Below are 23,996 nucleotides of genomic sequence, written 5' to 3'. Positions count from 1 at the left end.
GCCGGGCGGCCATTACTGCTGCCCCTTCGCCGCGTCCTCGGCTTCCCATCGCTCGAACTGCTCGATGAGTGAGTGCGCCTCGGCCTTCGAGATGTCCTTGCTGGTGGTGATCTCCCGCTTCAGGTTCTCCGACAGCCACGTCAGGCCTGCGGCGCGGTCGCCGAGGTCGAACTTCGTCATCATCGCGTGCAGCTTCGCCAGCTGCGGCTTGGTGATCGCCTCCTCGCCCTGCGAGTTCTGCCCCACCTCGGTTACCGATTCCGTTGCCGAACTTGCGGCAGTCGTTGCGGGCTCCGGGTCGTCACCCGGGAGCGGCGGCTGGTCGCCGGGATCGTTGACCGGCGCAGCCGTCGCCTTCTTCGGCGCGGCGGCAGTCTTCTTCGCCGCGGCCTTGCGGGGGCTCGTCTTGCGCTGGATCGGAGCGGACTCGACGGCGCGCTGCACGCCATCCTCCGTCGAGGTCGGGTCGGCGACGATCTCGCCGTCGATGACGTCCTCGATGATCAGCGATCCGCCGAGGACGTCGGGGAACACGCGGCGGCACAGGCGCGAGCTCGCGCGAGCGACGAGCTTGTCTGCGGGATAGGCCTTGATGTCGATGCCCGCGGTCTTGGCGTTGTCCGCGGTGAACGTGACGCGCTGCCACTCCTCGGAGTCCTTGCGACGCCCCTCGATGACACAGCGGGTATCGGTCGATTCCTTGATCCGGATCTCGTGGCCGGCCTCGATGATCCGTCGCCGCATGAATTCGGCGGCGAAACCGACCTTGCCCTTGACGACGTGGATGTTCTGCAGCGCATCCAGTGGATCGATGCCTAACTCGGAGCCCTTCATCATCGCAGCGGCGACGGCTTCGGGCTTGCCCTGCAGGCCCGCCGGGACGAAGTCGGTTGCGGCGAGGTACTTGGCGGCTTCGCCGATCTGGATGTACAGCTCGGCCCACTCGCGCAGGCGTGCCATCTGATCCGGCTGCTGCGACGCGCGAACGACTGTCTGATTGGGCTGGAAGGGGCTCGGCGCGTTTCCGCCGTACTGGGCGATCTCATTGCTCACTGGTGGTCTCCTTCGGTGATACGGGTGGCGGTTACGTCGGCCGTCGAGGGCCACGGGTCGTCGCCGGTGACGATGTACTGAGCGACGGATACGAGGTCGATGGGGTCGACGGCTTCGCGGCGTGCGAATCCGGTGGCGGCGAGGACGCCGTTGGCGGCGCGTAGAGCGGCGACCCGGGCGCGCTGTTCGGGATCGAGGGCCTTCATGTCGTTGGACTGGGTATTGCTGGCAGTGGCGGGCTGATCTGCCATCACTTCGCCTCCTTCCACTCGATCGACGCGATCGTCGTCTCGCGGGGCGGGTCCATCGGGGCGCCGACGAGGTCGCGGGACTCGGCGTCGAAGCGGCGGATCTCTCGGGCGTAGCGGAAGTCGAGAAACTGCTGCCGCTCGGCCGTCACCGGGATCAGCTCGGCCGAGTCACTGGTGACGTGGATGGCGGCGCAATGCGAGACCTCGATCATCGGCCTCTCTTCGCCGCCGTCGCCCTCGGACAGGAACTCGGCATACCGGTAGGCGGCGAGCTGTAGGGCAGTCTCGCCGTAGATGCCCTTCTCGTTGGTCTTGATGTCGGCGAGGATCCGAACGTGTTCGCGGGTCCTCGGGTCGAGAATGTCGGCGATCATGTCCAGCGTTCCGGCGTAGCCGACCGTGTAGTTGACGACCGAGGCCTCGACGACGACGGGCTGGACGTCGAACTGGTCCAGGAATCGCGCGTAGGCCTCAACGTGACCCCTCAGCAGGTCAGGCACCCCCTCGACCTTCTCCCCCTGGATCAGACGATCGGCGTAGCCGTGGACCTCGGTGCCGCGCTTCTTGGCCTTGTCGGTGATGCCGTAGCGGCCGCCCTGCATCTTCTTGAGTCGCTCGGAGGCCTTCATGTCGCCTAGCTCGTCCCAGTGGTCGATCGCGTACTCGGCGGTGGCGTTGGCGGCCCAGTTGATCAGCGCCTTCTTCGGCAGACCGTCGCCGAGGATCGTCGTGACGCCCGGTATCCGGTCACCGTTTGCATCGACGTAGTAGTGCCCCTTGCCGGTGTTCCGTCGCTTCATCGGGGCCTGGAATCTGCTCACTGCTCGCTCTCTTCGGGTTCGTGGTGGGTGCGGATCGAGATGACGTTCACGTGTGGAATCAGGTAGGTGTCGTCGGCCGTCTCGACGCGCAGATAGATCGGGTCGTCGAGCAGGACCTCGCCCTCGATCTGTTTCGGCGCGGGGTCCTGCAGCCTGGGGGAGAAGTCGCGGTAGCGGACGGTCGTCACGTCGGCTACGCAGGTGGTGACCGAGTCGGAACTCTCGAGGAGATCCGATGGCGCGACGTCGAGGACATCAGCGAGTGCGACCAGGTCGTCGACGTCGATTCGGCGCCTACCGGTTGCCATCTGACTCAGCGAGGAATAGTGGATTGGGTGACCGGCCGCTTCCAACTTCAGAGCCAGTTGACGCAAGGTGACGCGCCTCTGCTTGCGCACCTCGGTCATAATTCTGGCCGTTCGAAACCCGTTTTCACCCACTCTGATCGGCTCTTTACTCATCGGCGTGCCCTCGCCTTCTTGCGGAAGTCGTCGGCGTTGGGACACGTCGCGAAATGAGCGCGGTAGGTCGGAATCCCCGCCTCGCGCATACCCGCCGCCTGACCTGGACGGACGACGATCGCGGTCGGACTGCTGACGCCTGCGAGGTAGAGGTTCCCGTCGCTGGTGGGCTTCTCGTCGATCGGAATCCGCCGATCGTCCGGTGTGATCGCGAAGAAGATCGGACGACGGCAGCCGCGGCACCGTGTGATCTGCTTCGGCGACGGTACGAAGACCCGGTGGAAGTCGCTCATCCGAATACCGCCTCAGCACGGCGGCCCACAGGCACACCCTCGACCGGGCGCCGGTTCGACATCGGGCAGCGTCGACCCGCGGTGTCGAGGTGTGTGTAGACGGTCTTGCGAACATAGATCAGCCGCCAGCAGACGGGGCAGGTGCGAACGACGGGCTCGTCCACGTTGCCGAGAGTCATGACCAGTCCTCGCGTGAGATCCGGTCGAGCGCCCGGTCCAGCATCTCGACCGGGTCATCGCTCTCCTCGAGGAAGATGCGGTCGCTACCCGGTTCGGCGCCGAGTTTGGTGACTCGGATGGCGCAGCTGTCGGCACCGGCGTCGTAGTAGGCGAGCTGAACGTCGACGCCGTCGTTGGAGACGTGCGCCCGCAGTGCGCGCAGCAGCCGGCCTTCGCGCTCGTCGCGGTTGCGATAGTCGGTCGACGTTGCGACGCGGATGTTGTCGGCGATTTCGCCGTAGCGGTCAGCGCTGCTCATGACAACTGCCCATCGAGCTTGAGCGAGATGTCCCGCAGCGCCTCGGCGAGCTCGTGCGGCTCCATGACCGACGGATCGCAGAGGACATGCGAGTTGACCGACCCCGGGGCGCCGTCGGGATCGGGGCCGACGGTGATGATGGCTCCGGCGTACGGCGCGTCGGCGGCCATCTTCCGCAGCTCCGACGGCAGCATCGCCTTCAGTTCCTGAACGAGGCGCTCCTTGACGGCGTCCGATTCCATCGATCGCGTCTCGCGGCGGATCCGGCGCGAGTACGCGAGCAGCCCGAACGAGCAGAGATTGATCACGGTCGCGAGCCCCAGTAGCGCCCAATCCATCAGAACACCTCCTTGGACTCGCGGAGGTCGCCGTCGTGAACGAGCATCGGATGCCAGTCGGCCGGCCCGTCATCGCGCCGGTCGTCGGCGATCGCGCGCAGCAGCCACATCGTCAGCGCGTACGCAATACCGGCCAGGACTGATGCGGCGGCCAGGAGGAGGAAGAAGGTCAGATCATCGCTCATTGCGGGTGAAGTCCTCTCGGGAGGTAGTGGATGGGATGGAGGAAGGCCCTGGCCCCGCTTCCCCGGCGGGGCCAGGGGGCTCAGGGGCGTGGTGGCGGCGGGGTGAGTGCGATACAGATGCCGATGACGGCAGTCAGCGCCAGGAACGCGACGGCGAGGAGGCTGAAGGTCATCGCCGACCTCCGGACTGGGAGGCGGCACCGACGGCGGGTGATTGCCGTCGGCGCCGCGCCTTACGCTGCAAGCAGACCGCCGCGGCAAGGATCGCGACGGCGAGCAAGCGGGCTGCAACCCGCGCAACGCAAGGAGAATTGAGATGGATGAACTTCAGATGCCGGAACTCGTCGAAATCAGGGCGCTCGCCGTTCCTGACCGCTTCGAGTTTGTAGTCGGTAGAAGTCGCCACCTGCTCGTGAGCATCACCGTTCTGCCCGCAGAGGTCACCCTGCATGCCATCGAAGCCGTTGGCCGCTCCTTTGATTCCCCTGAGTTCGTTCAGTTCCGAGTTCGCGACGAACGCGGGGTGGAGTATCCGCTCAGGTCCGGCGGCGGCGCGAGCGGCGTCAGCGGCAGCCCCTGCCATTTGCTGCAGCACTTCGCTCGTCCTGATCAGCACGACCCACAGCAGCTCACGCTGACGTGGGAGAGCCAGGGTGGACCCAGGGGCCCCGAAACCGGCGACATCGGCACGTTCGTCATCGAATCGCGGCGGATGTAGCCAAACGGTGCGGCCGTCGTCGAGTGTCATCTGCACTCGGCGACAGTCGGCCGCAAGTCGGACGCGCTGCGCGCCAAGAAGTACCGTCGCCGTTCGGGCGGTCTCTACAGGAACGCCTCGCGAGGTACGGCGCACGCGCCCCTGCGGACTCATGCCTCACCGCCGGACCGGATCTCCGCGAGTTTGGACCGATCAAACCGTCGGTGCCCTGTCGGCGTCCTGAACGCAGTGAGCTTCCCTGCGCCCTCCCAGCGGCGAATAGTGTCCGAGGAGACGCCGAGAAATGCGGCTGCCTGACCTACACTCAGCCAGTCTGTTTCTTCTTCAGCATGCTCACTTTGCATACGGCAGAGTTAAGCATGCTTGTTTCTAGAGCGTCAAGGCCCCTTCGGGCAATCCATCGTCATACTTCGGTGCTTGCGCAAGTTTGCGCATGTATGCCATAGTTTGGGCATGACTGTTGACGCGGGCGATGCATACGTCTACCCGGAGTGGACGTTCGGAGACAAGGTGCGCAAGGCACGGTCGATCTCAGGCCTGGACCAGCGTGCGTTCGCGGAAGCGATCGGAGTTAAGTCAGGGTCAATCGCAGCATGGGAAACTGACCGTGCGAAGCCCCGCGACATTGTCGCGATCGCCCGCCGAATCGAGATGCTGACGCGCATCCCTGCGGGATGGGTGCTTGGAGTACAAGAAACCCCCGCCGGACCGAATGGTCCAGACGGGGGCTCCGTGGTGCGCCATCAGGGACTCGAACCCCGAACCCGCTGGTTTACGGCCGGCCCAGGTCGCGGCGTCGCATCAACGGTAGTTCCGATGCGCAGGACGACTCCGGCACGCGAGACGCCGCTCCGTCCGACCGGAATCCAGGGCCCGAACTGTCCGATGAAGGCGGACGCGGCGTGATTCCGACTCCACTCCCCCGGCTGTGAAGCCACCCAGCTGCCAGTCGGGCTCCGCGCCACCGAGCACAGCTGCTCAGAAATACCACTGACCAGCACTTTTCGAGGCAGATTCGTCCAAACGGAGGACGTGAGAATGTACACGCGACACGCCCGAAACGCATCGGTTATGCCAATCGACAGAATTGGCGTGATATACGCTCACCTCTCCCCCGAATGGTCCCTCGCACTCTCCGACTTCGCCGCGTGGCTGATCGCTGCGGGCATGGCGCCCAGTTCGCAGAGAATCCGCTGCTATCACGTCCGCCGGCTCGCGGAAGCTGTGCACCTCCCCCCGGACAAGCTCGAGCTCGACGATTTGGTCGAGTACTTCGCAGCCCAGGAATGGGCGCCCGAAACGCGTCGCGGAAACCGCGCCAGCATCGTCAAGTTCATGACGTGGATGCACTCATCGGGTCGGCGGCCCGACAACCCAGCAGCCCTCCTGCCGACCGTCAGCGTCCCGACTGGCTCGCCGCGGCCGACTCCTGAGAAGATCCTGCGCTCCGCGCTCATCGCTTCGAGTCCGCGCACCCGCCTCATGGTCAGCCTCGGCGCGTTCGTCGGTCTCCGTCGCGGCGAGATCGCGACGACTCGCGGCGATGCGGTTGGAGAGGACCTCGACGGCCCCGTCCTTCGTGTCACAGGCAAGGGCGGGCACGTGCGGGTCGTTCCCCTCGATGAAGGCATCGCCGAGCAGATCACTGCGCGAGGCCCAGGATGGACCTTCCCTGGCCAGATCGACGGCCATCTGTCACCAGCGCATGTGGGAAAGCTCGTGTCGCGGGTTATGCCGGAAGGATGGACGGCGCACTCGTTGCGGCACCGTTTCGCCAGCGCCGCATACGCACACGAGCGCGATATCCGCGCCGTACAGGAGTTGCTCGGGCACAAGAGTGTACGGACGACGCAGATGTACACCGCGGTTCCGGATCGCGCCCGCCGTTCGGCGGCATCGGCGGCTGCCGCAGGGTTCAATCACATCCGAGATGCGGCGTAAAGCGACATAACCGGACTAGCGTTAGCCATTCACGGATCACCTAGAGAAGGCATATGAGCAAATGAGCGTACGACTGATGGGCCGCGCAGCGATCGCGGCGGCAGGCATCTGCGCCGCGGCGCTCGTCGGCGCATGCGGTTCCTCCGACGAGACGACGCCGACGCAGAGCAGCGTGGCGCCGACGTCGAGCACCGACGAAGGCTCTATCCAGCCCGTCGGCTCGATCATTCGCGGCCAGTCGGGCGCGACGGTGGAACTTCAGACCGTCACCCAGCGTGGTGCGTCGACCGTGCTCGGCGTCAAGTTCACCGCGGGCAGGACCAATCTCGAGGGCTACAACATCCTGACGCCCGTGCTGACCTACGGGCAGGACGGGAAGGAGGCTGCGGTCGACTACGCGATCACCGAGCCGGTCTCGGGCATCATCCCGGCAGGCACAGCGCGATCGGTTGAGTTCGGTTACGAGGTCGACAAGGCGAAGCTCAACCCTGCGACGGTCACTATCGGAATCGGGCTGGCCGAAGCTGGATGGCACGGGGATTTGACGACGGTGAAAGCGGCGCCGGCCGAGTCCGCTGAACCGGACACCCCGGCCGCCGCCGAAGTGCCAGCCACGACTGAAACACCCGCGCCAGAGCCGGCGCCCACCGAGGAGTCGGCCGATGCGCCGCCAGCGACCTTCGACCCGGACAGCGGGGACGGCTACGGACCGAACCAGAAGCTGCCGCCGTTGTGCGAGCGGTTCCCCGACGAGTACGGGCCGTGCTGATGCAAGCGCCACCCACTGACGCCGAGGTCATTGAGGCGTTCGCCGTCTACATCGGTCAGCGGTCGGCCGCGGGGGTCCTCATGGCGAAGGCGGTCAGCGACATTGCGTTTCGCGACGGTCGAGTGCGCATTACGCTCGACCCGGCGCGAGCCGGTGCTGAGTACTGGGCACTGATGGAGGTTCAGCCGTTCGACAATCCGGCCTACTTCTACGGCACTGTCGTCGCATTCAACGACGACGAGGGAACTTGGCTTCGCCGGCGGGTGACTGATGTCGATGTCGTCGACGTGGACGGCAGGCCGCTCGGCACGGCGACCGTCGCTGAGCTCTACAGCCGAGCAACGGGGTAGGCGGGAGGAATTGCATCGGCGGGGTGTTCGGCGCGCAGTGACCCAACGGTCGAGACGGCGAAAAGGCCCCCAGGAACCGCCGGTAGCGGACCTGGGGGTCTTCCGTTGCGCGTGTCTTCCCCACGCGCACATTGCACGATAGCGCGCTGGTCGGACAACAGGTGGCGGGCGTCAGCGCGTGTACACCGCCACACCTCGTCGTTGTCGGGTGCATACTCGGCGATCTCGCCGAGATCGGGCGCTCCGCCGCCTGCGCCCGGCATCAGGACCGGCAACCGCAGCGGAACGGCGTCTACGTCGATGATGCGGCCGTCGTGCGGTCCGCCGTGAAGGGTGACGAGCATGCCCAGGAGTATGCCCCAGCACAGGTCGCACGCTTATGTCAGCGGGAGCGTGACCGACCCCTCGGCGCCGGAGACCGACGACTGCGCGCCTTCCACGATCGACACCGAGCACGACCATCCGCCGCCCTTGTAGGCAGTCGACCGAAGCGTGCCCGCGCTGGCCGCACTCACCTGATTGCCGCTCGTGAAGATCGCCACTTTCGTCGCTCCGGTGGGCGCCGTTGCGGACGTTGTGCCGCTCGCCCATACAGGGGTTCCGAGCGTGGCTGTACCGCGGTATGCGGCCGCAACGATGGCGCGGTCCGAGTCGCTCGTGATCAGGTGCGTCCCGGCGGGTAAGTCGAAGCGTGCCACCGTCAGCCGGATATTGGTTCCGGCGTGCGTGTACACCTGCGTTCCGGTGATGTCGCCGCAGGTCACGGTCGATGCCGCGGGCGGGCCCCCGCCGACTCCCGCAACCGCCACGAATACCGTCGCGGCGGCCGGCAGTATGATCTCGACCGTGGCCGATCCTGTCGTGCCGTTGGTGGCCGACGCGACTGGCTCATTCGGTAGTTGCGGTGCGTTGAGCCACAGACACGCCCCGCGTTGAGGTTGGGTGAGCCCCATGATGGCGTCGTCCGACGTCGTGCCGTGGATCGCGACGCCGTCGTTCAGGCGCGGCGACACGATCCGCAGTATGTCGCCCTCAGTGGCGGTCCGAATGCCGCCTGCAGTCCAGAACCCGACGGCCAGCCTCGCGGAGTTGGTGAGCGTGATCGGCGTCGTCGTGGTGACCTGCGGGATACCGACCGTTTGCACGTTAGCGAACGACATGGCGGCGTAGTTCGCGGAGAAGTTGCCACCGGGCGACGACCAGATCACTTCCACAGTCGAGGTCCCCGCAGACAGCCCGGATACGACGAACAGCTTCCATCGCTGCGCCGCGTCGATGAGCGTCGCGGCGATACCCCCGACCTTCACCACGACGGTGTCGATGTAGGTGTCGTTGTTGGTGTGGACTCCGATCAGGACGGCGCCGCGCGGACCGACCTGGATCGCGTCGGCATAGTTTGGCGGGAACGATCCGCCCTTGGCCACCGAGTCCACGTACTCCGGAACGCCGCCGGCGGGCGGCGGGGTCGACATGATGATCACGCGACCACCGCCTCCACGTGGACCGCAAGACCGTTCCCGGGCGTCCCGCCGACGCCGGTGACGGCAGCGGTGAGAACATCTCCGGCGGCGAGTTGAACGTTCAAGCCCGTCTTGCGGCTTCCTGCACCCTGGTCCGCCGCGGCCACCGAATGCGACGTCCCAACGATCGGGGCGCCGTTCTTCCGCAGTTCCACAGTGAGGCTCCCGCTCGCGTCGGCGGTCAGGCACTGCACGTCGAACCCCTTGATCGTGATGGCTCGCTGGCACTTGTGACCGAACGGATTGTCACCGACCCCGGTCGCGCGGGGGCTGTCCTTGCCGAACACGATGAGCGACAGATCGGATGGGAGCAGCCCGGCGGCGAGCTTCGCGAACGTGACACCGCCGTCGGCGATCGACAGCGTTCGGTTCTGGCCGAGCGTTCCGCCACCCTGCAGTCCGCCGGAGGTCGCGATCGTTCGCGAGCCCTGGACGGCACCGACAATCCGCCCGTCGTTGCCCTGAGCCGCGGTTCCGGCGTCGGTGCCGAACTGCACCGACAGGGTGCGATCAGTCGACAGGTCGCCACCACCGGTGAGGCCAAGGCCGGGCTGAACCCTGATCGTCTTGTCGACCTTCGTGTCGAGCGCGTCCTGCTGTGGACCGCTGACAGGCTTGCTGAGGTCGCTGGTGTTGTCGACGAGGCTCAACCCGACGTCACCCTTGCCGAGGACGACGATGCCCTGGTAGCCGTTCACCGACGAGACGGCGTCGGTCGGTGCGACCTGGAGTACCCACGAGCCCTCAGCCGACGGGTCCTCGGCCTGCAGGATGTACGTACCTCGGCCGGGGTTGCCGGTCTGGATCGCGACGTCACCGGGCTGTACCTGCGCGGTGGTCAACGCGAGACGCTCAGCCGTACTGGCCACCACTACTGACTCGTGCGTCGCCTGAGCCGGAATCTGTGAGACCGGGATCTTCCCGCCCACGAGGTCGGCCTTGCTCGACCACCCGGTGACCGTCGGATGGTCGAAGGTGCCGCCGAGCTCGCCGGGCGCCTCACCGGGGAGCATGACCGCTCCCTTCACGGTCTTGGTCGCCGACGGGACGCCGGACCCGACGACCTCGGAGGCCTGCGATGCCCAGTACTGCGCGTCATCAGCCGACCCGGATGCCGACGTCGCCGAAGCGGCGGAGTTCGACTCCGAGGCCGCCGCGGCAGCAGCGGCGGCCATCGCCGACGATTCGGATGCTGCGGCGTTGTCCTCCGAGTCCTTGGCGTTGCCGGCCGAGGTTCCGGCTGCAGTCGCCGCCGCGGCGGCCGCGGCGCGGTCGGCAGCGACGGCTTGGGTCAAGATCTCGACGGTCTCGTCGGCCGCTTCCTGCGCGGCCGTGTCGGCGGCGGACTGTGCTGCGCCAGCGAACGATTCCGCCTGGTTCCGGAAGGTCTGCGCCGATCCCGCCGACGCTCCGGCCTGGTTCGCTGATGTTTCGGCGGCAGCCGCCTTCTGTGTTGCGGTGGTGGCCTTCTGTCCAGCAGTTGTCGCCGAGGCGGCTGCCGCGGCTTCCGACGTGGCGGCGGCGGTCGCGGCCGCCGCAGCGTCGGCAGCGCGCGCACCAGCGATGCTCGCCTGATTCTGCGCGCGGTCGGCGTCGGCTTGAACGTGGTCGCGGATCGCGGCGGCACCGTCGGCGACGACCTGGTCAATGTGCGCACGGTCATCGGCGGTCGATGCCGCGGCGGCCTGAGCCTCATCGCGGGCCGTTCGTGTCTCGCCGAGGTACGCGTTGACCTGGTCGACCTGCTCGCCGATGTCGGAGATCGTCTCAGCGACGAACTCCGCGCGGTCGGCATTGGCCTTTGCCGAGTCGGCGGCAACCTCGGCGCGCGCCGCTGACGCCGCGGCGTCGAGGTAGGCCGGCCAGTAGTCGCGCGGCAGGTCACCGGCGTCGATCAGATCGTTCAGGTGCAACTCTCGATTGCCGTTGGCGGCGAACTGGACCGTGCGGCCCGGGAGCTTCTTGTTGTTCCACCACAGCTCGGCAGTCGCGGTCCACCACACCGGGTAGTCGCCGATGGCTCCGACGAGCTCGACGCCGTCGCGGCGCTGCAGATCCCGCAGGCGGCCGTCGACGATCAGCCCGGTGATCGGCGAGGCGGATACTGAGCGCGAGGGCAGTCCGGTCGGTAGCGAGCCGTACGAGCCGAGGTTCGGCGTGAACACGACTTTGCCGGTGGGCAGGACCTCGTCGGGCAGCGCGTCGTCGTCGAGAACGCCGTCGTCGATCAGGTGCGCCCAGGATCCGGTGATGTGGACGTAGGTGTACTCGTCGGCCATGGGGATGGCTCCTTTTAGATGGGAGATTCAGTGGACCTGCTGATGTGCTGGACCGTCAGGCGGGAACGGTGGTCGCCGCCGCGGATCCAGCGGCCGACAAGCAGTGTTCGCACATAGACCTGCACCTGGTATCCCGCGTCGGGAACCACGACTGACGTGTTGATCTCGCGAGTCTGTGCGCTACCGCCGGTGTAGACGTCTTCGGTGGTTGAGAAGATGGACCCGTCGGGAGCGAGGACGCGAACCTCCCAGGCGACATCGAGTCCGATCGGCGAGACGGTGTAGTCGATATAGATGCGGGCACTCAGATTCCACAGGCCCTTCTCCTCGAGGATCAAGCGGCCATTCGCGATGTGGCACGCCTGCATGGGGCCGATCTGGTTGCTGTAGGAGAACTGCCCCGTGTTGGTTATCCCGTTCGCTGTCGACGCGTAGGCCGATCCGTAGTCGAGCAGGGGCGACAACAGATCCGTGCGGTTGTTCAGCGCCTCCTGGCCCTCTTGGAGCTTCCCGACGCTGTCGCGGATCTGGCGTGTTTCCTCCGCTGAGGCGATCCCCTCGCTGATGCCCTCGACTTTGTCGACCATCGAGTCGTAGTCGGTGGACGTCGACGGCGGCGGGAAGTAGAACCTGTCGCGCCCGACACCCATGTCAGCGGACCCTCAGCAGCCGAACCCGCAGCTGCGCGTAGTTGCTGCGGACACTCCAATCGCGGAGCGTGCCGGCGCGTTTCACCGCGGCGACGTACAGCGTGATCGGCGTTCCAGGTTCGATGACGGCCACGCGGTTGCTCGGGTCGATCGCGACATCGGAGAACGCGCGGATCGCCACATTCGACCAGCCGCCGCCGTCGGAGCCGATACCGATGCCGACCAGTGTTCCCGTGGTGGCGTTGTCGCGGCGGATTTCGATGTCGACCTGGTGTCCCGAGTACGCGTTGATGTCGACGCCACCGGTGAAGTCGAGTCGGTACGGGAACGTCTTGGCCGGAATCGTCACGACTACGAGTTCGGCGCGGGTGTCGGTGCGAGACTTGGACACGTCCGGGAATCCCGACGGCGGGACGACATACTCCTCGATCCAGTAGCCGCCGGGCGACCACTCCAGCAACTCGGTTTCAGCGTTGTAGGCCAGGACGTCGCCGTTGGTCGGCGGGATGTCCTGGTCGACGTCGACGCTGTCGTAGATCGACCCTGACGGGCCCGCGTCGCCCTTGTCCCCCTTCGGCATGGGCGGCAGGTCGAGGCCGATGCTGTAGGAGCCCGCTGACCCGCCGCCGATCCGGACGCCGAACCCGTCGTCGACCTTCTGCCCGTTGATGGTCAGGTCGCCGGGCCGCATCGTCGGCGCTGGGCCGACGGGTCCTGGCGTTGCGTAGACGCCGTGGTAGATGACGAACATCGATCCGGTCCACACGTACTGGTCGTTGGTGTCGGTGTTTCGGTAGGCCCAGTTGGTGTGCTCGGTGCCCAGGGCGGTCTTGAGCGCTTCGAGTTCGGCGGTCGTCCGCTCTCCCTGGTGTATCGCCCCGGGTCGACCGGGCGGCCCTTGCTCGCCCTGATAAGCAGGCAGACCCATCACTGCGCGCTCGCCCGCACCGTCCTGACGACGGCGGACATGGAGGTAGGTGTCGGTCATCGGCGGCGCGTCCGGCGGCTGCGGGATGCCGTAGATTTCCAGCTCGACCGACAGCTTCTCGATCGGGTCGTCAGGCATGTGCGGCCACCTTCTCTCGCAGTTGCTTCCACGCGTCGTCGTAGTCCTCGCCGAGCACACTCAGGCCGGTGCCGCGGTGGATCATCCGGACGGCTTCGTTGTCGCCGATGGTCTCGACCGCCACGTCCTCCAGGTCGGGCAGCGACTCCCACTTCTGCAGCTCGACGTAGCGCTGGCCTTCGTGGTCCCAGACGAGGTTCTGGGTGTAGTTGCACACCGCCTGCGCCAGCAGCTCGGAAATGCCGGCCGGCACCTGGGCCGGCGTGCCGTTCTTCAGGGGTGCGTTGCGCAGGAAGCGGCCGAGGCGGATCACTGTCGGGTCGTCGACGGCGTAGGCCTTCTGGTCGGTCATCGGATTCTCCTGAGTGCTTGTCTGGTCTCGCGGTTTCGATCGCGTAGTGACTGTGCGACGTCGGGGTGTTGATCCCTCAGCAGTGGGACGGCGGTGTCGACGCTGTCGGTGAGCTCGACGACGGCATCGGCGAGGTGGTCGACCTTCGTGCCGAGATCGGTGAATTGTTCGTTGATCGTCTTGGTCATCCCGGTCGCGATCTCGGTCAGCTGCTTCGCGGCGTCGGCGCGGTTCTTCCCGCGCCCAAACAGTCCGGTTACCAGGCCGGTTATGAGTGCCGCGAGGACCGAGCTGCCGCCGATGGCAACGACCAAACTAGGAACGTCCATTGGACGCCTCCTTCGCTGCGCGGTGCAGCGTGAACAGGTCGACCACGATCAGGAGCAAGGTGCACGCCGACAGTCCGATTCCGGTCCATGCGGTCCACGTCAACGCACCGTTGGCGATCGATACCGCGGTGATGAGCGCGATGAGGGCCCCGTACACGGAGGTGTTCCCGGCGACCCGGACCCACAAGCCGAGCCAGCGATTCGGCAGGCGGGTGCCCACGACGGACAGGGGTGGGCCGACGAGCAGGAGAACCAGCCAGATGTGGTGCCAGCTCGTCCCCATGGTGTCGAGTACTGCCGAGGGCACGTGACCGACGAGCATGGACCACCCCGCCAGCCAGTACGTGGTCATCATGATCGAGTTGAACGTCCGGTGGATGGCTGCGGGATCGCCGCGGATGAACTGCTGCCACCAGTTCACAGCACGTGCCGTCCGCCGGGGCTGGTGTCGAGTGCATCGAGGAATCGTTGAGCCGACTGCTCAGGAGGGAGGCCGAGGAACCGCGGGTCGTGCTCAGACCAGCCCCGAGACCGCGCGAGATCGAGCGTGTCCGCGCGGTGCGCATCGAGCACATCGCCCGCGGTCTGGCGTGCGCCGGCCGCCGCGTCGGCGACGACACCCTCGATCGTCGGGGCGATCACGTCGAGAGTCTCCCGCGTGCCCCGCGGGGTCAATCCGTTCTTCGTGGAGCGTTGCGCGAGGACGCCGGCGACCATGACGACGCCGCCGATGATGGTCGCGACGACCGGTGGTAGGTCGGTCCAGGTCATCGTCACCCACGTGCCGAGCGCGACGACCCCGGCTGCGGCGGCGGTGATCGTGTTGCTGTACCGGCGGTACCAGGGCTGGTCCTTGATCGCGGCGTCGAGGACGCTCGACAGGATCACCGGCGCGCTCATTCGGCGCTCCTGAAGTCGATGACCGCCTGTCTGACCGCGCAGTCCTTCGCCTCGACGAGCTTGCGGAGCGCCGTCGATAGCTCCGGGCCGTCACCGAGGTTGGTGACGAGCGTGTCGGCGAGGTCAGCGAACTGCCGCGACACGAGCTGGAGGTACGGCGGCAGATGCTCGTAGGTGAACAGGGACAGCAGGTGCTCGGTGCCGGGGTGCCGTGCGCTCATGCCTGGCCCCCGATCTTGGCGAGGATGCCGCGCGCCGCAGGGTCACCCTTGGCGGCTTCGCGCTTGACCAGCGCCACGCACGCCGGATCACCGAGCAGTGCGTTCCGCTCGACGAACTCTTCGTGGATGCGGGCGTCGATGTTGAGGATGAACCCCGCCATCGTGTCCACGAGTCCGTCCGATGCGCGGTACTTCGACCGGGACGGGAACCGCTTCGTCAACTCGGATGATGCGTCCATTGTGAGACCTCCTGGTGAGGGTGGAAGTAGCTTGTCGCCGAGGCGCTTACACCGGGCGAGTCGGTCGCGGCGATCGTCGAGACCGTTCGTGCCGCCGTTGATCGCGCGAGTCACGCCGATCAGGTCATCCCGATCGGCGAGCGGGTTGAGTTGCGGCCGCGCGACCGTCCAATACCAAGACGCCGCGAGGAATCCCCACTTCGGTTCGCGGCGTACCCGCTCCGGATGGTCAACGAACTCGCGAGGGTTGGTGGTGTACCGCTTCGCGAAGCACCACTCGGAGAACCGGGAGAAGTTCGCGCGCCCGGTGAGTTGAATCGGCCCCGATCCCTTGAAGCGCATCCCATCGCCCGGGTACACGTTGCCGAGGTCTGCGCGACCCTCGTATGCGCTGCCGTCGGCGATCTCCTCCATGTAGACCAGCCCGCCGGACTCGTGGCCGATCTGCGCGCACCAGTGCGCCGCGCGCAGCGGTGTCGTGATCTGCGCCGCCTGCATAGCGCCGACCATCCCCGACAGCATCTCGCGAGCGCGTGCGGGGCTGCAGCCCATCGCCTCCGCGAGGGTCTCCGCGGTCATGCCCTGCCGCGGCGCCGGCGGCGGCGCTGGTGTCGCGGTGACCGACTCGGCGACGACGCACCAGCCTTTCGGCGGGATCAGCGTCGCCAGCTGATCGAAGCTCAGCCAGTACGCGAACGGCGAGAAGCCGGGGTCGGCGACCCAGACGGCACGCGCGGCCTCGTCGATCCCCATTACCGCGACGTAGTGCCGCACCGTGCCACCCGAATACGCCGGGCTGATACTGCCCTTGACGCCGCGCGGGTAGTTCGACGGCGGCGCCACCCAGTTCACGAGGACGCCGAACCCGGCGGCGATCGAGCGTCGCACGTCAGTCCACAGCTGGTCCTTCATGCGCTGCGACATCGGATCGCCGTCGGCATGGCGGGTGATCCAGTCGACGCCGGTGCGGCGCTGCAGGACTGGGCGGACGTCGTTGACGTCGTTGGTGCCCCTGACGGTGGTTCCGATCTCGCGGATCAGGGTGTTCTCGTCGACGACTTTCCCGCGGCCCGACAGGATGACTTGCGTGGACGCGGGTCCGCAGTCCCAATACTGCTCCTGCGGCGTGATGCCGTGGTCGTAGTTGAGGATGTTCTCAGCCATGCGCCGTCTCCTATTCGCTGAGTGCCAGTCGGGTGATCCAGGTGCCGAGCGACCGGATCTTGCCGAGCGCGATCGAGCCGGGCTCACGCTCGGCGTCGGGGCGGCCGATCTGCAGCGTGTACCGGCCGCGCACCGAGCGGCTGTCCTCGTAGGTGATCTCCTCGAGGTAGTCGACCTCGACCTTGCCGTCGGCCATCTCGACGCCGATCAGGTCACCGAGCTGCAGGTCCTTCCCGATGTAGTACGGGCTGCCGTTACTGGCGGTGATCGCGTGCGAGACGTACGCCCGGTTCTTGAAGTGCTGGTTTTTCATCCCGGCGAACGTGTTCAGCGTCAGGCCCGTCGACGCCGACTCGGCGAAGTCCTCCCGGAACCGCCACGGCCCTGCCTCGTTCGCTGCCCGCAGGTCTTCGTCCGAGTGGAATGCCATGATCGTGTCTTTGACCAGGCCATCGAAGATGCCCAGCGACAAGCCGGCGAGGCCGAATGCTGAGCCGAGCGCGCCAAGTATCAAGTTCATGCCCGACACCACGGTGTTGTTCAGCCAGTCGGGGCTCTTGCCTCCCGCGGTGATACGAGTGGCCAGCCCGGTGTGGGTGGTCTGTTCGAACTCGTCGACAGGGCTGTAGTCGCCGGTGGTGTAGACCGCGATCGGCTTGTCGGCGATGGCGCCGGCTGCCTTCTGCAGGTAGTCGTCGTAGTTCTCTTCGCCGAGGATCGGATAGAGGATCCACTTCATGGCGTCGTCGGCCATCTGCAGTCCAGTTCGGAAGAATCCGTCGACGATGGTGCCGGTCCATCCGACCGGTGCGCCCTTCTCTACGAAGTCGAAGATCAGCTTGGGTTCGGTGATGGTCGCGTACTCAGGGAACGGTTGCGGATCGACGTCCGGATCGACGAATGTCGCCGTGATCTGCATGTTCTCGGCGTCGCACACCTCGGTGAAGGCGTCCATCATCTTGTCCATGCGCCAGCTGGAGGCGATCCACGGCGTGGTGTCTCCCAAGAGCTTGTGCCGCGGGTTCACCATCAGCGGGTGCATGGCGGTCTTGAGGATGTTCCACGACTTCAGATCGAGCAGGTTGCCGGTTGGAATCGACCACAGAGAAGCCTGCAGGCGCACGGCGTTTGCCGCGAACGCCCCGGACATGACCGAGGCCGCGGGGCCGAGTCCGAACCAGAACTTGATCGGCTGGAATTCAGGAGGGAACCACGGGCACGGCCAGATCCGCATCCAGTTCAGGTACTCGAGCGCGCCAACCGCGGAGACCTCGTAGTAGCGCTTGAACCCTTTCCGAACGCGGGTGAAGTCGGTGATGATCCACAGCGTCGTGTAGTGCGGCAATCGCACCACGATCGGCCGGACAGTGCGCTTGGGCTGGCCGTCGAAGTATGCATGCCAGTGGTCGTCGTCCGGGACGGTGATGTTGAGCGAGCCCGACTTGTTCTTCTGGTCGGTGAACTTGAGCTCACGGTAGTCACCGCAGATGCCCCAGGTCTTCATGTCCTTGGTCTTGAACTCGACGTACGCCGACGGGTTCAGGTACTCGTCACGCTCGTCCGCCTCGGCCTGGGTGAGGCTGGCGTACGCGTCCCGCACCGCGGTCACAGCAGTCCCTCATGACGCCAGGCGCAGCGGGCGTAGACCTGGGTCTCGCGCGAGCCGCCCTTGACCTCGATCTGGACGGTCGTGACCTTCCCGGCCGGTATGGGCTTGCGGTACTTCTGGCCCTTCATCAGCGGCCAGAGGTTGCGGCCCGTCGAGGACCGCACGGTCGGGCGTGCCTCGTCGGTGTTGACCAGGATCTGCTCACCGGCGTTGGCGGCCGGATGGATGATCTTGTTGCCCGCGTACGACAGCGTCACTTCCCCGGGGCCTTGGATCACGAACTGCGGCCAGGCGTCCCACTCCGGGCCGGGGTACAACGAGAGGGAGCCCTTTCCGGTTCCGGTCTCGTTGTCCCACGAGTCGGCGTAGTCGGCCTCGCGCGCTAGTGGGGCCTCGACGATCAGGGTCATCTCGAACTTCGCACCGCGGGTGATTCTCGGATCGAACGGCACGAGCGGCTTGAGCTCGCCGAGTTTGACCCCGACCCAACGCCAGCCGACGGCATTGCTGTAAGTGACGAGCCAGCCGAGCTCGTGCCGGCGGACGATCGTCTTGAAGTGCTCACGGCGACGACGGAAGTCGTCGGGACTCGACCCGAGGATGAACAGCGGGAGGTCGAGCTCGGCGTGATTCATCGTCTCGCCGACCTTGGTCTCGCCCCACTGCCTCGCAGCGGCGTCGAAGATGTCATCGATGTCGACGTGACCGAGTCCGTCGGGGCCTGACACATCGAGCCACGCACCGAGTTCATCGCCGCCCTTGGCGCCAGAGAGCCGGACACGTTCGCCGTGCGGCGAGATGAGCTCGACAATCGTGTGATCGGTGAGGGTGGCAGCCATTTACAGACCTCCGACGAGGGCATCAGACCGGGACAGGCGGCGTTGCTCGCGGGTCGCCTTGCGCACCGCATCGGAGACGTCCTCGGTGTGGAAGTGCTGATGCAGTTGCCCGCGGCTGCGCGGATCGACGGGAACGTCGTCCATGTCGGCGTCGGAAGCGCGCATCGGCTGTGCGGCGGTCACAGCGGCTGCGGCCTTGAACTCGGCGGCCGACGGGAGTGCCTCGAGCATGGCGTCGATCCGGCCCCACTGGCCCGCGGTCAGAACCGCTTCGGGCTTGCGGGTCTTGTTGACGGCCATGGTCAGACCGGGCTTCAGCCAGCCGCCCGAGTCGTAGCCGTGTCCGTGGCCCCACTGCGCGGTGAGGTCGTCGCCGTAGCGCGACTTGTAGTAGCGCAGCGCCGCGACCATGTTCGACATCGGATTGCGACGATCGTCGGGCAGGGACGGGTCACGGTGTGCAGCGAAGGTCGAGGGGATGATCTGCAGCAGGCCGACTCCCGCCCCCTCGCCGGTGCCGTTGACATCCGAGATCTGCTGCGCGATGTTCGGGTCGCCGCCCGATTCAGACTGGATCTGGCTGATCATCGCGTCGACCTGCGGCTTGGCCGTCGACAGCCCGACACGCTTGATCGCCTCGATGGCCATCGGGCGCCACTGCTCGGCGCCGGCGCCAGGCTGGTAAGTGTGCGAGGTGCCCATGTCGGGCATTGGCGTCGTCGACTTCTCTTCGTGCGTCTGGTACGTCGCGTTCGGATCGCCGTAGGTCGGGTCGGTGTACGCGGTTCCGGACTGCTCGGTCGAATCGATCGCGTCCTGGCTCTGCTCGGTTGCTTCGAGAGCGTCGTCGCTCTGCCGGGTTGAGGCGACGGCATCGTCGGACTGCGAGGTCGAGTCGGTGGCGTCCGCGCCCTGGTTCATCCGAGACTCGACGGCGTCGTACAACTTGTCCGAGATCGTCTTGAATCCGAAGAAGTCCGCGACGCCGCCAACGGTCTCCTTGAGCGCGTCCTTTCCGGTCTGCTGCGCCAGCTCGAGGAGCTTCTTCAGCAGCTCGACCTGGTCCCAATTCAGGACTGCTTCGGGCTTGCCCGTCTCGTTGGTGACCACAGACTTTCCGGGCGGAATGTAGCCGCCCTTGTCACGCCACAGCCCCGGCTCGACAGCTCCGCCATCGGCAAACGGCAGGATCTTGCCGAGGGTGTTGTCGTAGACACTCTTGACCGCGCCGGTGACGACGTTCTTGACCTTCTTCGCGCCCTCGTAGACCGAGCGGAGCTTGTCGCCGAGACCACCGACGATCTTGAAGAACTCGTCGAGGACCTGCTTCTTCGACCAGTCGAGCATGCGTGGCGGGATGCCCAGCCACTCCGGAGGTGGGGTGCCGATCATGCGGCCCATGCCGCTCTTGATCGGGTTGAGGGCCTTGTCGAGCAACTCGGAGATCTTCTTCTTGATGATCCCCATCTGCTCTTCGGGCGAAGGGCCACTGCCGCCGGCCTCGAAGGCTCCGTCGGAGCCGATCGATAGGTGGTACCGGCCAGGGAACTGCGGATGATCGGCACCGACTGCGGGGCCGCCGTATGCGATGTTGCCGTGACTGCCGCCCGACTCGACATTGACTGCCGAGAAGCCCTTGACTGCCGACAGGGTGCCCGCGGTGTGGCCGTTCTGACCGCCCGAGTCCGGACCACCCTTGATGCCGATCGAGAATCCGCGCGAGAGGCCCTTGACCCATGGCTGCCCCGCGGCACTGACGCGGTCGCCCTGACCGGCCGGGAACGCCGGAGTCGCCCAGTGGCCCTTGTCGTTGCCTGAAATGATCACCGAGGCCAGGGCCGACATGTAACCCGAGCAGTCCGCACCGGCTGGGAATTGGTTGCCGGCCAGGTATGGCTTGCCGTTCTGCGCCTTAGCCCACGCGTGCCCGCGGGCGAGTTGGCCTTCCCACGCGGCCGGCGCTTCCGCGACCGCGCCGCCGTCCTTGAATCCGGGAATCTCGGCCGCGTGCAGGAATCCGCCGATTGGAGCGGCAGACGGGGCTTGCGCGATCGCCCCGGCAACCTTCGGGTGCGCCTCCAGTCCGCGGGCCGCGCCCCAGGTGAACGGGATGCCCCGTTCGATCATGGCGCGCATCGCGTACATCACCTCGTGCCCGCCGGCGCGGACGACGTCCATGACGTCCCAGACGTGCTCGCCGGGCATCATCAGCGCATGAACCGAGTCCTTGCCGCGGGTTGCGCCCTGAGACATCGGGACCGGGCCGCCGTGGCGGAACGCGACCTCGGGCAGAGGTGACATCTCCTTGAGGCCCGGCAGGAAGCTCGCGACCTTGTTCCACGCCTTGAGCAGACCGTTGTTCCAGACGGTGCCGATGACGAAGTTGATCGGCTTGGCCACGAACGACTTGATCTTGTCCCACGCATTGCCGATGCCGCGTACGACCGAGCCGAAGAAGTCGCCGACCACAGCCAGTGCGCGCTTGAATCCCTCGAAGGCGGGCTTGACGACATTGTCGACGACCATCCGGATGCCCTTACCGAGCAGGTCCCAGCCCTTCTTCATCGCGTCGAAGATGACTCTGATGCCGTTCCACATGAACCCCGCGGCGGCTTTCAGCGCGTTCCAGACCGGGATGATGACGGCGTTCGCGATCGACTGGACGACGCTTCCGAGGGCGGTGACGCCTGCGCGGAACCACCCGAAGATGGTCGAGATGCCGAGCCACATGAACTGCGCCGCGGCCTTGATGCCGTTCCAGACCGGGACCATGACTGTTTGCCAGAGCCAGTTGGCGACCGTCGCGACCACGCGCATCACCGCCATGAAGGCGTTGAAGACGACCTGCACGCCAGCCCAGAAGAACCCGATGACAGCCTTGATGCCGTTCCAGACGGGCATCATGACCGTCTGCCACAGCCAGGTCGCAACTGAGCCGAGCAGCCGCAGGCCGGCCATGAAGAGGTTGAGGATCGGCTGGATCACGACCCAGGCGAGCTGCACCGCTGCCTTCAGGAGGTTCCAGGCGACCAGAACGGTGCCGATGATGACCGTCGCGACGATCGCGCCGATGTACTTCACGACAGTCAGGAATCCGCTCAGGATCGGCTTGATGACGCCCCACACGGTGGAGAAGACGGTCTTGACGGTGTCCCAGTGCTTAACCAACTGGACGATGATGCCGATGATCGCGCCGATCGGACCGAGGCCGAACAGCAGCACCTGCCAGAAACGCTTCACGAAGTTGATCACCGGCTGGACGGCCTGCCAGACCCACTTGAACCCGGCGACGAGTCCATCGATCGCAGGCTTGAGGACGTTGTTCCACGCGGCGAGCGCAGCGTTCTTGATGCCGTTCCATGCGCCCTGCACGACGTTCCGGAAAGCCGCGGACCTCTTGTACGCAACGACGAGTCCAGCGACGAGGGCCGCGATCGCCATCACGACGAGCATCACCGGGTTTGCGGCCATGACCGCGTTGAACGCGGCCTGGACGGCCATCGCCCCCTTGGTGACGAGATTCCAGAGCTTGATCGCTCCGGTCCACACTCCCCAGGCGGTAGCGGCGGCGCCGATCGCGGCGGCCAGCGGCGTGATCCACTCCTGATTGCGCTTCACCCACCCGCCGAACTCAGCGAGGGCATTCTGCACGAGCTTGATGGCCGGGGTTGCCTTCTTGAATCCAGTTGTCAGGGCGTCGGCAAGTCGGGTGACGAGCGGAATGATCGGCTCGAGCGCTGTGGCGGCGGCACTGGCCAGCGCCGTCTTCATGTTCGCGAGCTTGGCCGGAAGGGTCTGCCCCATTTCCTGGGCGTAGGTGCCCATGCCGGAGTTGATGGCACCGACGAGCTGCTCGAAGCTGATCTTGCCTTCGGAGGTCATCTTGCGGACCTCGGCTACGGACTTACCGGTGGACTTCGACAGATACTCCGCGGCGTTGACGCCCGCGTCTGAGAGCTGATTGAGGACGCCCGCGTCCATCTTTCCGGAGGCCGAGACCTGCTGGAGGATGCGGCCGACGTCGATCCCGGTGCCCTGTGCGGCGGCCGAGAGGTTGGTGAACGCCTTGATCGCGTCGTCCATGGGCTTGCCCATCTGGACGCCGGACTGGGCGAACATCGCGCTGTACTTGGCGGCGTCGGCCAGCGAGACCGAAGTGCCAGTGACCTGCTCGGTGAGCGTGGCCATCTGCTTCTTCGTCTGCTCGGACGTCAGGCCGACGTTCTTGAACTGGATCTCGGCGCGCTGAATGTTCATCAGGCGGTCGAATCCCGACTTGAGTACTGATCCCGCACCAGCGAGGCCGGCGAATGCGCCCGCGGCGCCGAGAGCGCGCTTGGCTGCGCTCATGATCGAAGTGCCGAAGCTCTGCACCGACGGGTGCGCCGATCCGTACGCTCGCCCGACCTCGCCGGCCGAACCGGCGGCGCGCCTATTCGCGGAGGCCGACTCGTCGGCGCCGGCGGCCGCACGCCGGGCAGAGTTCGCGGCGTCGTCCTGCGCGGCCTTCAGTAGTGCTTCGCTGGAACGAACCTGATCGGCCGCGCTGGCCGCTCCCCGGCGCGCGCGAGTGACCGCCTCCTCGGCGGTCATCAACTGCGACTTGGTCGCCTTACCTGAGTCCTGCAATTCGGTCAACCGCGTCTCAGCGATCCGGACCTTGCCGATCGCGTCCTCGGATCGCACGCGGGCCTGCGAGAGCTGCGACTCGGCTCGAATCACGCTCGATGCGGTAGCGACCTCGCCGGAGCGAACTCTGTCGAGTTGGCCGGACGCCGACACCGCCTCGGCACTCGCGGCGATCTGACGACGCTGCGCCGCGGCGAGTTGTTCTTCGGCCCGAACGACCTGACTGCTCTTCGCACCGGAGTTACTGCGAACCTCCTGGAGCTTTTGCTCAGCGATGCGGACCGCGCTGGCCGCGTCAGCTTCGGCAGATCGAGCGGTCGCGAGTTGCTTCGAGACCCGCTCGATCTGCTTCTGCTGAGACGCGAGGCCGGCCGCGGTTGCCGCACCCGCCTTGCGGCCGGCATCGCGGCCCTGCGATTCCATCTCCGAGGACGCAACGCCCATACCGCGCTTCGCCGCGCCGGAGATTTCCTTGGCGAATTGCGCACCCATTCCCTTGAAGGAGCCTGCTACGGGCACGTAAATGACCGAACCAGCCACG

26 protein-coding genes are annotated in these 23,996 nt (G+C 66.3%); 4 read left to right on the top strand and 22 right to left on the bottom strand.

From position 1 onward, the window contains the following. Positions 1–12: 12 nt before the first annotated feature. The 8 genes from P5P27_RS06540 to P5P27_RS06505 form a co-directional block, all read right to left on the bottom strand. Positions 13–1,053 (bottom strand): hypothetical protein, encoded by a 1,041-nt coding sequence (locus P5P27_RS06540; protein ID WP_278126908.1) that lies wholly within the window; start codon positions 1,051–1,053, stop codon positions 13–15. Continuing rightward, positions 1,050–1,304, bottom strand: a complete 255-nt coding sequence (locus P5P27_RS06535) for a hypothetical protein (protein WP_278126906.1) — start codon at positions 1,302–1,304, stop codon at positions 1,050–1,052. Before P5P27_RS06535 ends, P5P27_RS06540 begins: the two co-directional genes overlap by 4 nt. Beyond that, the gene (locus P5P27_RS06530; RefSeq protein ID WP_278126905.1) at positions 1,304–2,125 is read right to left on the bottom strand and encodes a hypothetical protein; all 822 of its coding nucleotides are present in this window, start codon (positions 2,123–2,125) and stop codon (positions 1,304–1,306) included. Before P5P27_RS06530 ends, P5P27_RS06535 begins: the two co-directional genes overlap by 1 nt. Beyond that, the gene (locus P5P27_RS06525) at positions 2,122–2,532 is read right to left on the bottom strand and encodes a helix-turn-helix domain-containing protein (protein WP_062367936.1); all 411 of its coding nucleotides are present in this window, start codon (positions 2,530–2,532) and stop codon (positions 2,122–2,124) included. The genes P5P27_RS06530 and P5P27_RS06525 overlap by 4 nt, the downstream gene beginning before the upstream one ends. A 50-nt stretch (positions 2,533–2,582) precedes the next feature. Next, the gene (locus P5P27_RS06520) at positions 2,583–2,879 is read right to left on the bottom strand and encodes a hypothetical protein (RefSeq protein WP_062367937.1); all 297 of its coding nucleotides are present in this window, start codon (positions 2,877–2,879) and stop codon (positions 2,583–2,585) included. A gap of 175 nt (positions 2,880–3,054) precedes the next feature. After that, a complete protein-coding gene (locus P5P27_RS06515) occupies positions 3,055–3,357 on the bottom strand; it encodes a hypothetical protein (RefSeq protein WP_278126902.1) in 303 nt (100 codons plus the stop codon). Continuing rightward, the gene (locus P5P27_RS06510) at positions 3,354–3,695 is read right to left on the bottom strand and encodes a hypothetical protein (protein WP_278126900.1); all 342 of its coding nucleotides are present in this window, start codon (positions 3,693–3,695) and stop codon (positions 3,354–3,356) included. Before P5P27_RS06510 ends, P5P27_RS06515 begins: the two co-directional genes overlap by 4 nt. Next, a complete protein-coding gene (locus tag P5P27_RS06505) occupies positions 3,695–3,880 on the bottom strand; it encodes a hypothetical protein (RefSeq protein ID WP_278126898.1) in 186 nt (61 codons plus the stop codon). The genes P5P27_RS06510 and P5P27_RS06505 overlap by 1 nt, the downstream gene beginning before the upstream one ends. 316 nt (positions 3,881–4,196) lie before the next feature. On the opposite strand from P5P27_RS06505, the gene P5P27_RS06500 reads away from it, so the two are divergent. Continuing rightward, a complete protein-coding gene (locus P5P27_RS06500) occupies positions 4,197–4,598 on the top strand; it encodes a hypothetical protein (protein ID WP_278126897.1) in 402 nt (133 codons plus the stop codon). Between the two features lie 149 nt (positions 4,599–4,747). Here P5P27_RS06500 and P5P27_RS20770 read toward each other — a convergent pair whose 3' ends face one another. Beyond that, entirely contained in the window at positions 4,748–4,942 is a 195-nt protein-coding gene (locus P5P27_RS20770; RefSeq protein ID WP_082781347.1) for a MerR family DNA-binding transcriptional regulator, read from the bottom strand. Between the two features lie 748 nt (positions 4,943–5,690). Here P5P27_RS20770 and P5P27_RS06495 point away from each other — a divergent pair. The 3 genes from P5P27_RS06495 (at position 5,691) to P5P27_RS06485 (ending at position 7,658) form a co-directional block, all read left to right on the top strand. Continuing rightward, positions 5,691–6,539: a tyrosine-type recombinase/integrase gene (locus P5P27_RS06495; protein WP_278126963.1), complete on the top strand. Its 849-nt coding sequence runs from the start codon at positions 5,691–5,693 to the stop codon at positions 6,537–6,539. Positions 6,540–6,600: 61 nt separating this feature from the next. Next, positions 6,601–7,308: a hypothetical protein gene (locus tag P5P27_RS06490; protein WP_278126961.1), complete on the top strand. Its 708-nt coding sequence runs from the start codon at positions 6,601–6,603 to the stop codon at positions 7,306–7,308. Continuing rightward, complete coding sequence (locus P5P27_RS06485; protein WP_278126959.1) at positions 7,308–7,658, top strand: hypothetical protein; 351 nt, start codon at positions 7,308–7,310, stop codon at positions 7,656–7,658. Before P5P27_RS06490 ends, P5P27_RS06485 begins: the two co-directional genes overlap by 1 nt. 377 nt (positions 7,659–8,035) lie before the next feature. Here the strand turns inward: P5P27_RS06485 and P5P27_RS06480 are convergent, their stop codons facing one another. Genes P5P27_RS06480 through P5P27_RS06420 form a run of 13 tightly spaced genes read right to left on the bottom strand, consistent with a single transcriptional unit; the run spans position 8,036 to position 23,995 of the window. Beyond that, positions 8,036–9,139, bottom strand: coding sequence for a hypothetical protein (locus P5P27_RS06480; protein WP_278126957.1), 1,104 nt, complete (start codon positions 9,137–9,139; stop codon positions 8,036–8,038). Continuing rightward, positions 9,136–11,457, bottom strand: coding sequence for a hypothetical protein (locus tag P5P27_RS06475; RefSeq protein ID WP_278126955.1), 2,322 nt, complete (start codon positions 11,455–11,457; stop codon positions 9,136–9,138). Before P5P27_RS06475 ends, P5P27_RS06480 begins: the two co-directional genes overlap by 4 nt. Positions 11,458–11,471: 14 nt before the next feature. Beyond that, positions 11,472–12,107: a hypothetical protein gene (locus P5P27_RS06470; RefSeq protein WP_278126954.1), complete on the bottom strand. Its 636-nt coding sequence runs from the start codon at positions 12,105–12,107 to the stop codon at positions 11,472–11,474. A 1-nt stretch (position 12,108) separates the two neighbouring features. Continuing rightward, positions 12,109–13,173, bottom strand: coding sequence for a hypothetical protein (locus P5P27_RS06465; RefSeq protein WP_278126952.1), 1,065 nt, complete (start codon positions 13,171–13,173; stop codon positions 12,109–12,111). Next, positions 13,166–13,525 carry a hypothetical protein gene (locus P5P27_RS06460; protein WP_278126950.1) on the bottom strand — a complete coding sequence of 120 codons (360 nt, stop codon included), beginning with the start codon at positions 13,523–13,525 and terminating at the stop codon, positions 13,166–13,168. The genes P5P27_RS06465 and P5P27_RS06460 overlap by 8 nt, the downstream gene beginning before the upstream one ends. Then, positions 13,522–13,854 carry a hypothetical protein gene (locus P5P27_RS06455; protein ID WP_278126948.1) on the bottom strand — a complete coding sequence of 111 codons (333 nt, stop codon included), beginning with the start codon at positions 13,852–13,854 and terminating at the stop codon, positions 13,522–13,524. The genes P5P27_RS06460 and P5P27_RS06455 overlap by 4 nt, the downstream gene beginning before the upstream one ends. Then, on the bottom strand, positions 13,841–14,275 hold the full coding sequence (locus tag P5P27_RS06450) for a hypothetical protein (protein WP_278126947.1): 435 nt from the start codon (positions 14,273–14,275) through the stop codon (positions 13,841–13,843). Before P5P27_RS06450 ends, P5P27_RS06455 begins: the two co-directional genes overlap by 14 nt. Next, positions 14,272–14,754 (bottom strand): hypothetical protein, encoded by a 483-nt coding sequence (locus P5P27_RS06445; protein WP_278126944.1) that lies wholly within the window; start codon positions 14,752–14,754, stop codon positions 14,272–14,274. Before P5P27_RS06445 ends, P5P27_RS06450 begins: the two co-directional genes overlap by 4 nt. Then, complete coding sequence (locus P5P27_RS06440; protein ID WP_062367894.1) at positions 14,751–14,975, bottom strand: hypothetical protein; 225 nt, start codon at positions 14,973–14,975, stop codon at positions 14,751–14,753. The genes P5P27_RS06445 and P5P27_RS06440 overlap by 4 nt, the downstream gene beginning before the upstream one ends. Next, positions 14,972–16,378 carry a C39 family peptidase gene (locus P5P27_RS06435; RefSeq protein WP_278126942.1) on the bottom strand — a complete coding sequence of 469 codons (1,407 nt, stop codon included), beginning with the start codon at positions 16,376–16,378 and terminating at the stop codon, positions 14,972–14,974. The genes P5P27_RS06440 and P5P27_RS06435 overlap by 4 nt, the downstream gene beginning before the upstream one ends. Before the next feature lie 10 nt (positions 16,379–16,388). Next, positions 16,389–17,987 carry a Gp37-like protein gene (locus P5P27_RS06430; RefSeq protein ID WP_062367896.1) on the bottom strand — a complete coding sequence of 533 codons (1,599 nt, stop codon included), beginning with the start codon at positions 17,985–17,987 and terminating at the stop codon, positions 16,389–16,391. Continuing rightward, on the bottom strand, positions 17,984–18,826 hold the full coding sequence (locus P5P27_RS06425; RefSeq protein WP_062367897.1) for a hypothetical protein: 843 nt from the start codon (positions 18,824–18,826) through the stop codon (positions 17,984–17,986). The genes P5P27_RS06430 and P5P27_RS06425 overlap by 4 nt, the downstream gene beginning before the upstream one ends. Beyond that, a complete protein-coding gene (locus tag P5P27_RS06420; RefSeq protein ID WP_278126939.1) occupies positions 18,827–23,995 on the bottom strand; it encodes a tape measure protein in 5,169 nt (1,722 codons plus the stop codon). Position 23,996 lies beyond the last annotated feature (1 nt).

It is taken from the genome of Gordonia sihwensis, from assembly GCF_029632925.1.
Classification (GTDB): Bacteria; Actinomycetota; Actinomycetes; order Mycobacteriales; family Mycobacteriaceae; genus Gordonia; species Gordonia sihwensis.
The sequence above is the reverse complement of the archived record's forward strand: the minus strand, read 5'-3'. Positions and strand labels throughout refer to the sequence as shown.

Bases quoted from the DNA above. Each gene is read 5' to 3' on its own strand.
- P5P27_RS06535 (WP_278126906.1), bottom strand. From the start codon at position 1,304: ATGGCAGATCAGCCCGCCACTGCCAGCAATACCCAGTCCAACGACATG.
- P5P27_RS06525 (WP_062367936.1), bottom strand. From the start codon at position 2,532: ATGACCGAGGTGCGCAAGCAGAGGCGCGTCACCTTGCGTCAACTGGCT.
- P5P27_RS06520 (WP_062367937.1), bottom strand. From the start codon at position 2,879: ATGAGCGACTTCCACCGGGTCTTCGTACCGTCGCCGAAGCAGATCACA.
- P5P27_RS06515 (WP_278126902.1), bottom strand. From the start codon at position 3,357: ATGAGCAGCGCTGACCGCTACGGCGAAATCGCCGACAACATCCGCGTC.
- P5P27_RS06510 (WP_278126900.1), bottom strand. From the start codon at position 3,695: ATGGATTGGGCGCTACTGGGGCTCGCGACCGTGATCAATCTCTGCTCG.
- P5P27_RS06505 (WP_278126898.1), bottom strand. From the start codon at position 3,880: ATGAGCGATGATCTGACCTTCTTCCTCCTCCTGGCCGCCGCATCAGTC.
- P5P27_RS06500 (WP_278126897.1), top strand. From the start codon at position 4,197: ATGGATGAACTTCAGATGCCGGAACTCGTCGAAATCAGGGCGCTCGCC.
- P5P27_RS20770 (WP_082781347.1), bottom strand. From the start codon at position 4,942: ATGCAAAGTGAGCATGCTGAAGAAGAAACAGACTGGCTGAGTGTAGGT.
- P5P27_RS06490 (WP_278126961.1), top strand. From the start codon at position 6,601: ATGAGCGTACGACTGATGGGCCGCGCAGCGATCGCGGCGGCAGGCATC.
- P5P27_RS06485 (WP_278126959.1), top strand. From the start codon at position 7,308: ATGCAAGCGCCACCCACTGACGCCGAGGTCATTGAGGCGTTCGCCGTC.
- P5P27_RS06475 (WP_278126955.1), bottom strand. From the start codon at position 11,457: ATGGCCGACGAGTACACCTACGTCCACATCACCGGATCCTGGGCGCAC.
- P5P27_RS06470 (WP_278126954.1), bottom strand. From the start codon at position 12,107: ATGGGTGTCGGGCGCGACAGGTTCTACTTCCCGCCGCCGTCGACGTCC.
- P5P27_RS06465 (WP_278126952.1), bottom strand. From the start codon at position 13,173: ATGCCTGACGACCCGATCGAGAAGCTGTCGGTCGAGCTGGAAATCTAC.
- P5P27_RS06460 (WP_278126950.1), bottom strand. From the start codon at position 13,525: ATGACCGACCAGAAGGCCTACGCCGTCGACGACCCGACAGTGATCCGC.
- P5P27_RS06455 (WP_278126948.1), bottom strand. From the start codon at position 13,854: ATGGACGTTCCTAGTTTGGTCGTTGCCATCGGCGGCAGCTCGGTCCTC.
- P5P27_RS06445 (WP_278126944.1), bottom strand. From the start codon at position 14,754: ATGAGCGCGCCGGTGATCCTGTCGAGCGTCCTCGACGCCGCGATCAAG.
- P5P27_RS06440 (WP_062367894.1), bottom strand. From the start codon at position 14,975: ATGAGCGCACGGCACCCCGGCACCGAGCACCTGCTGTCCCTGTTCACC.
- P5P27_RS06435 (WP_278126942.1), bottom strand. From the start codon at position 16,378: ATGGCTGAGAACATCCTCAACTACGACCACGGCATCACGCCGCAGGAG.
- P5P27_RS06425 (WP_062367897.1), bottom strand. From the start codon at position 18,826: ATGGCTGCCACCCTCACCGATCACACGATTGTCGAGCTCATCTCGCCG.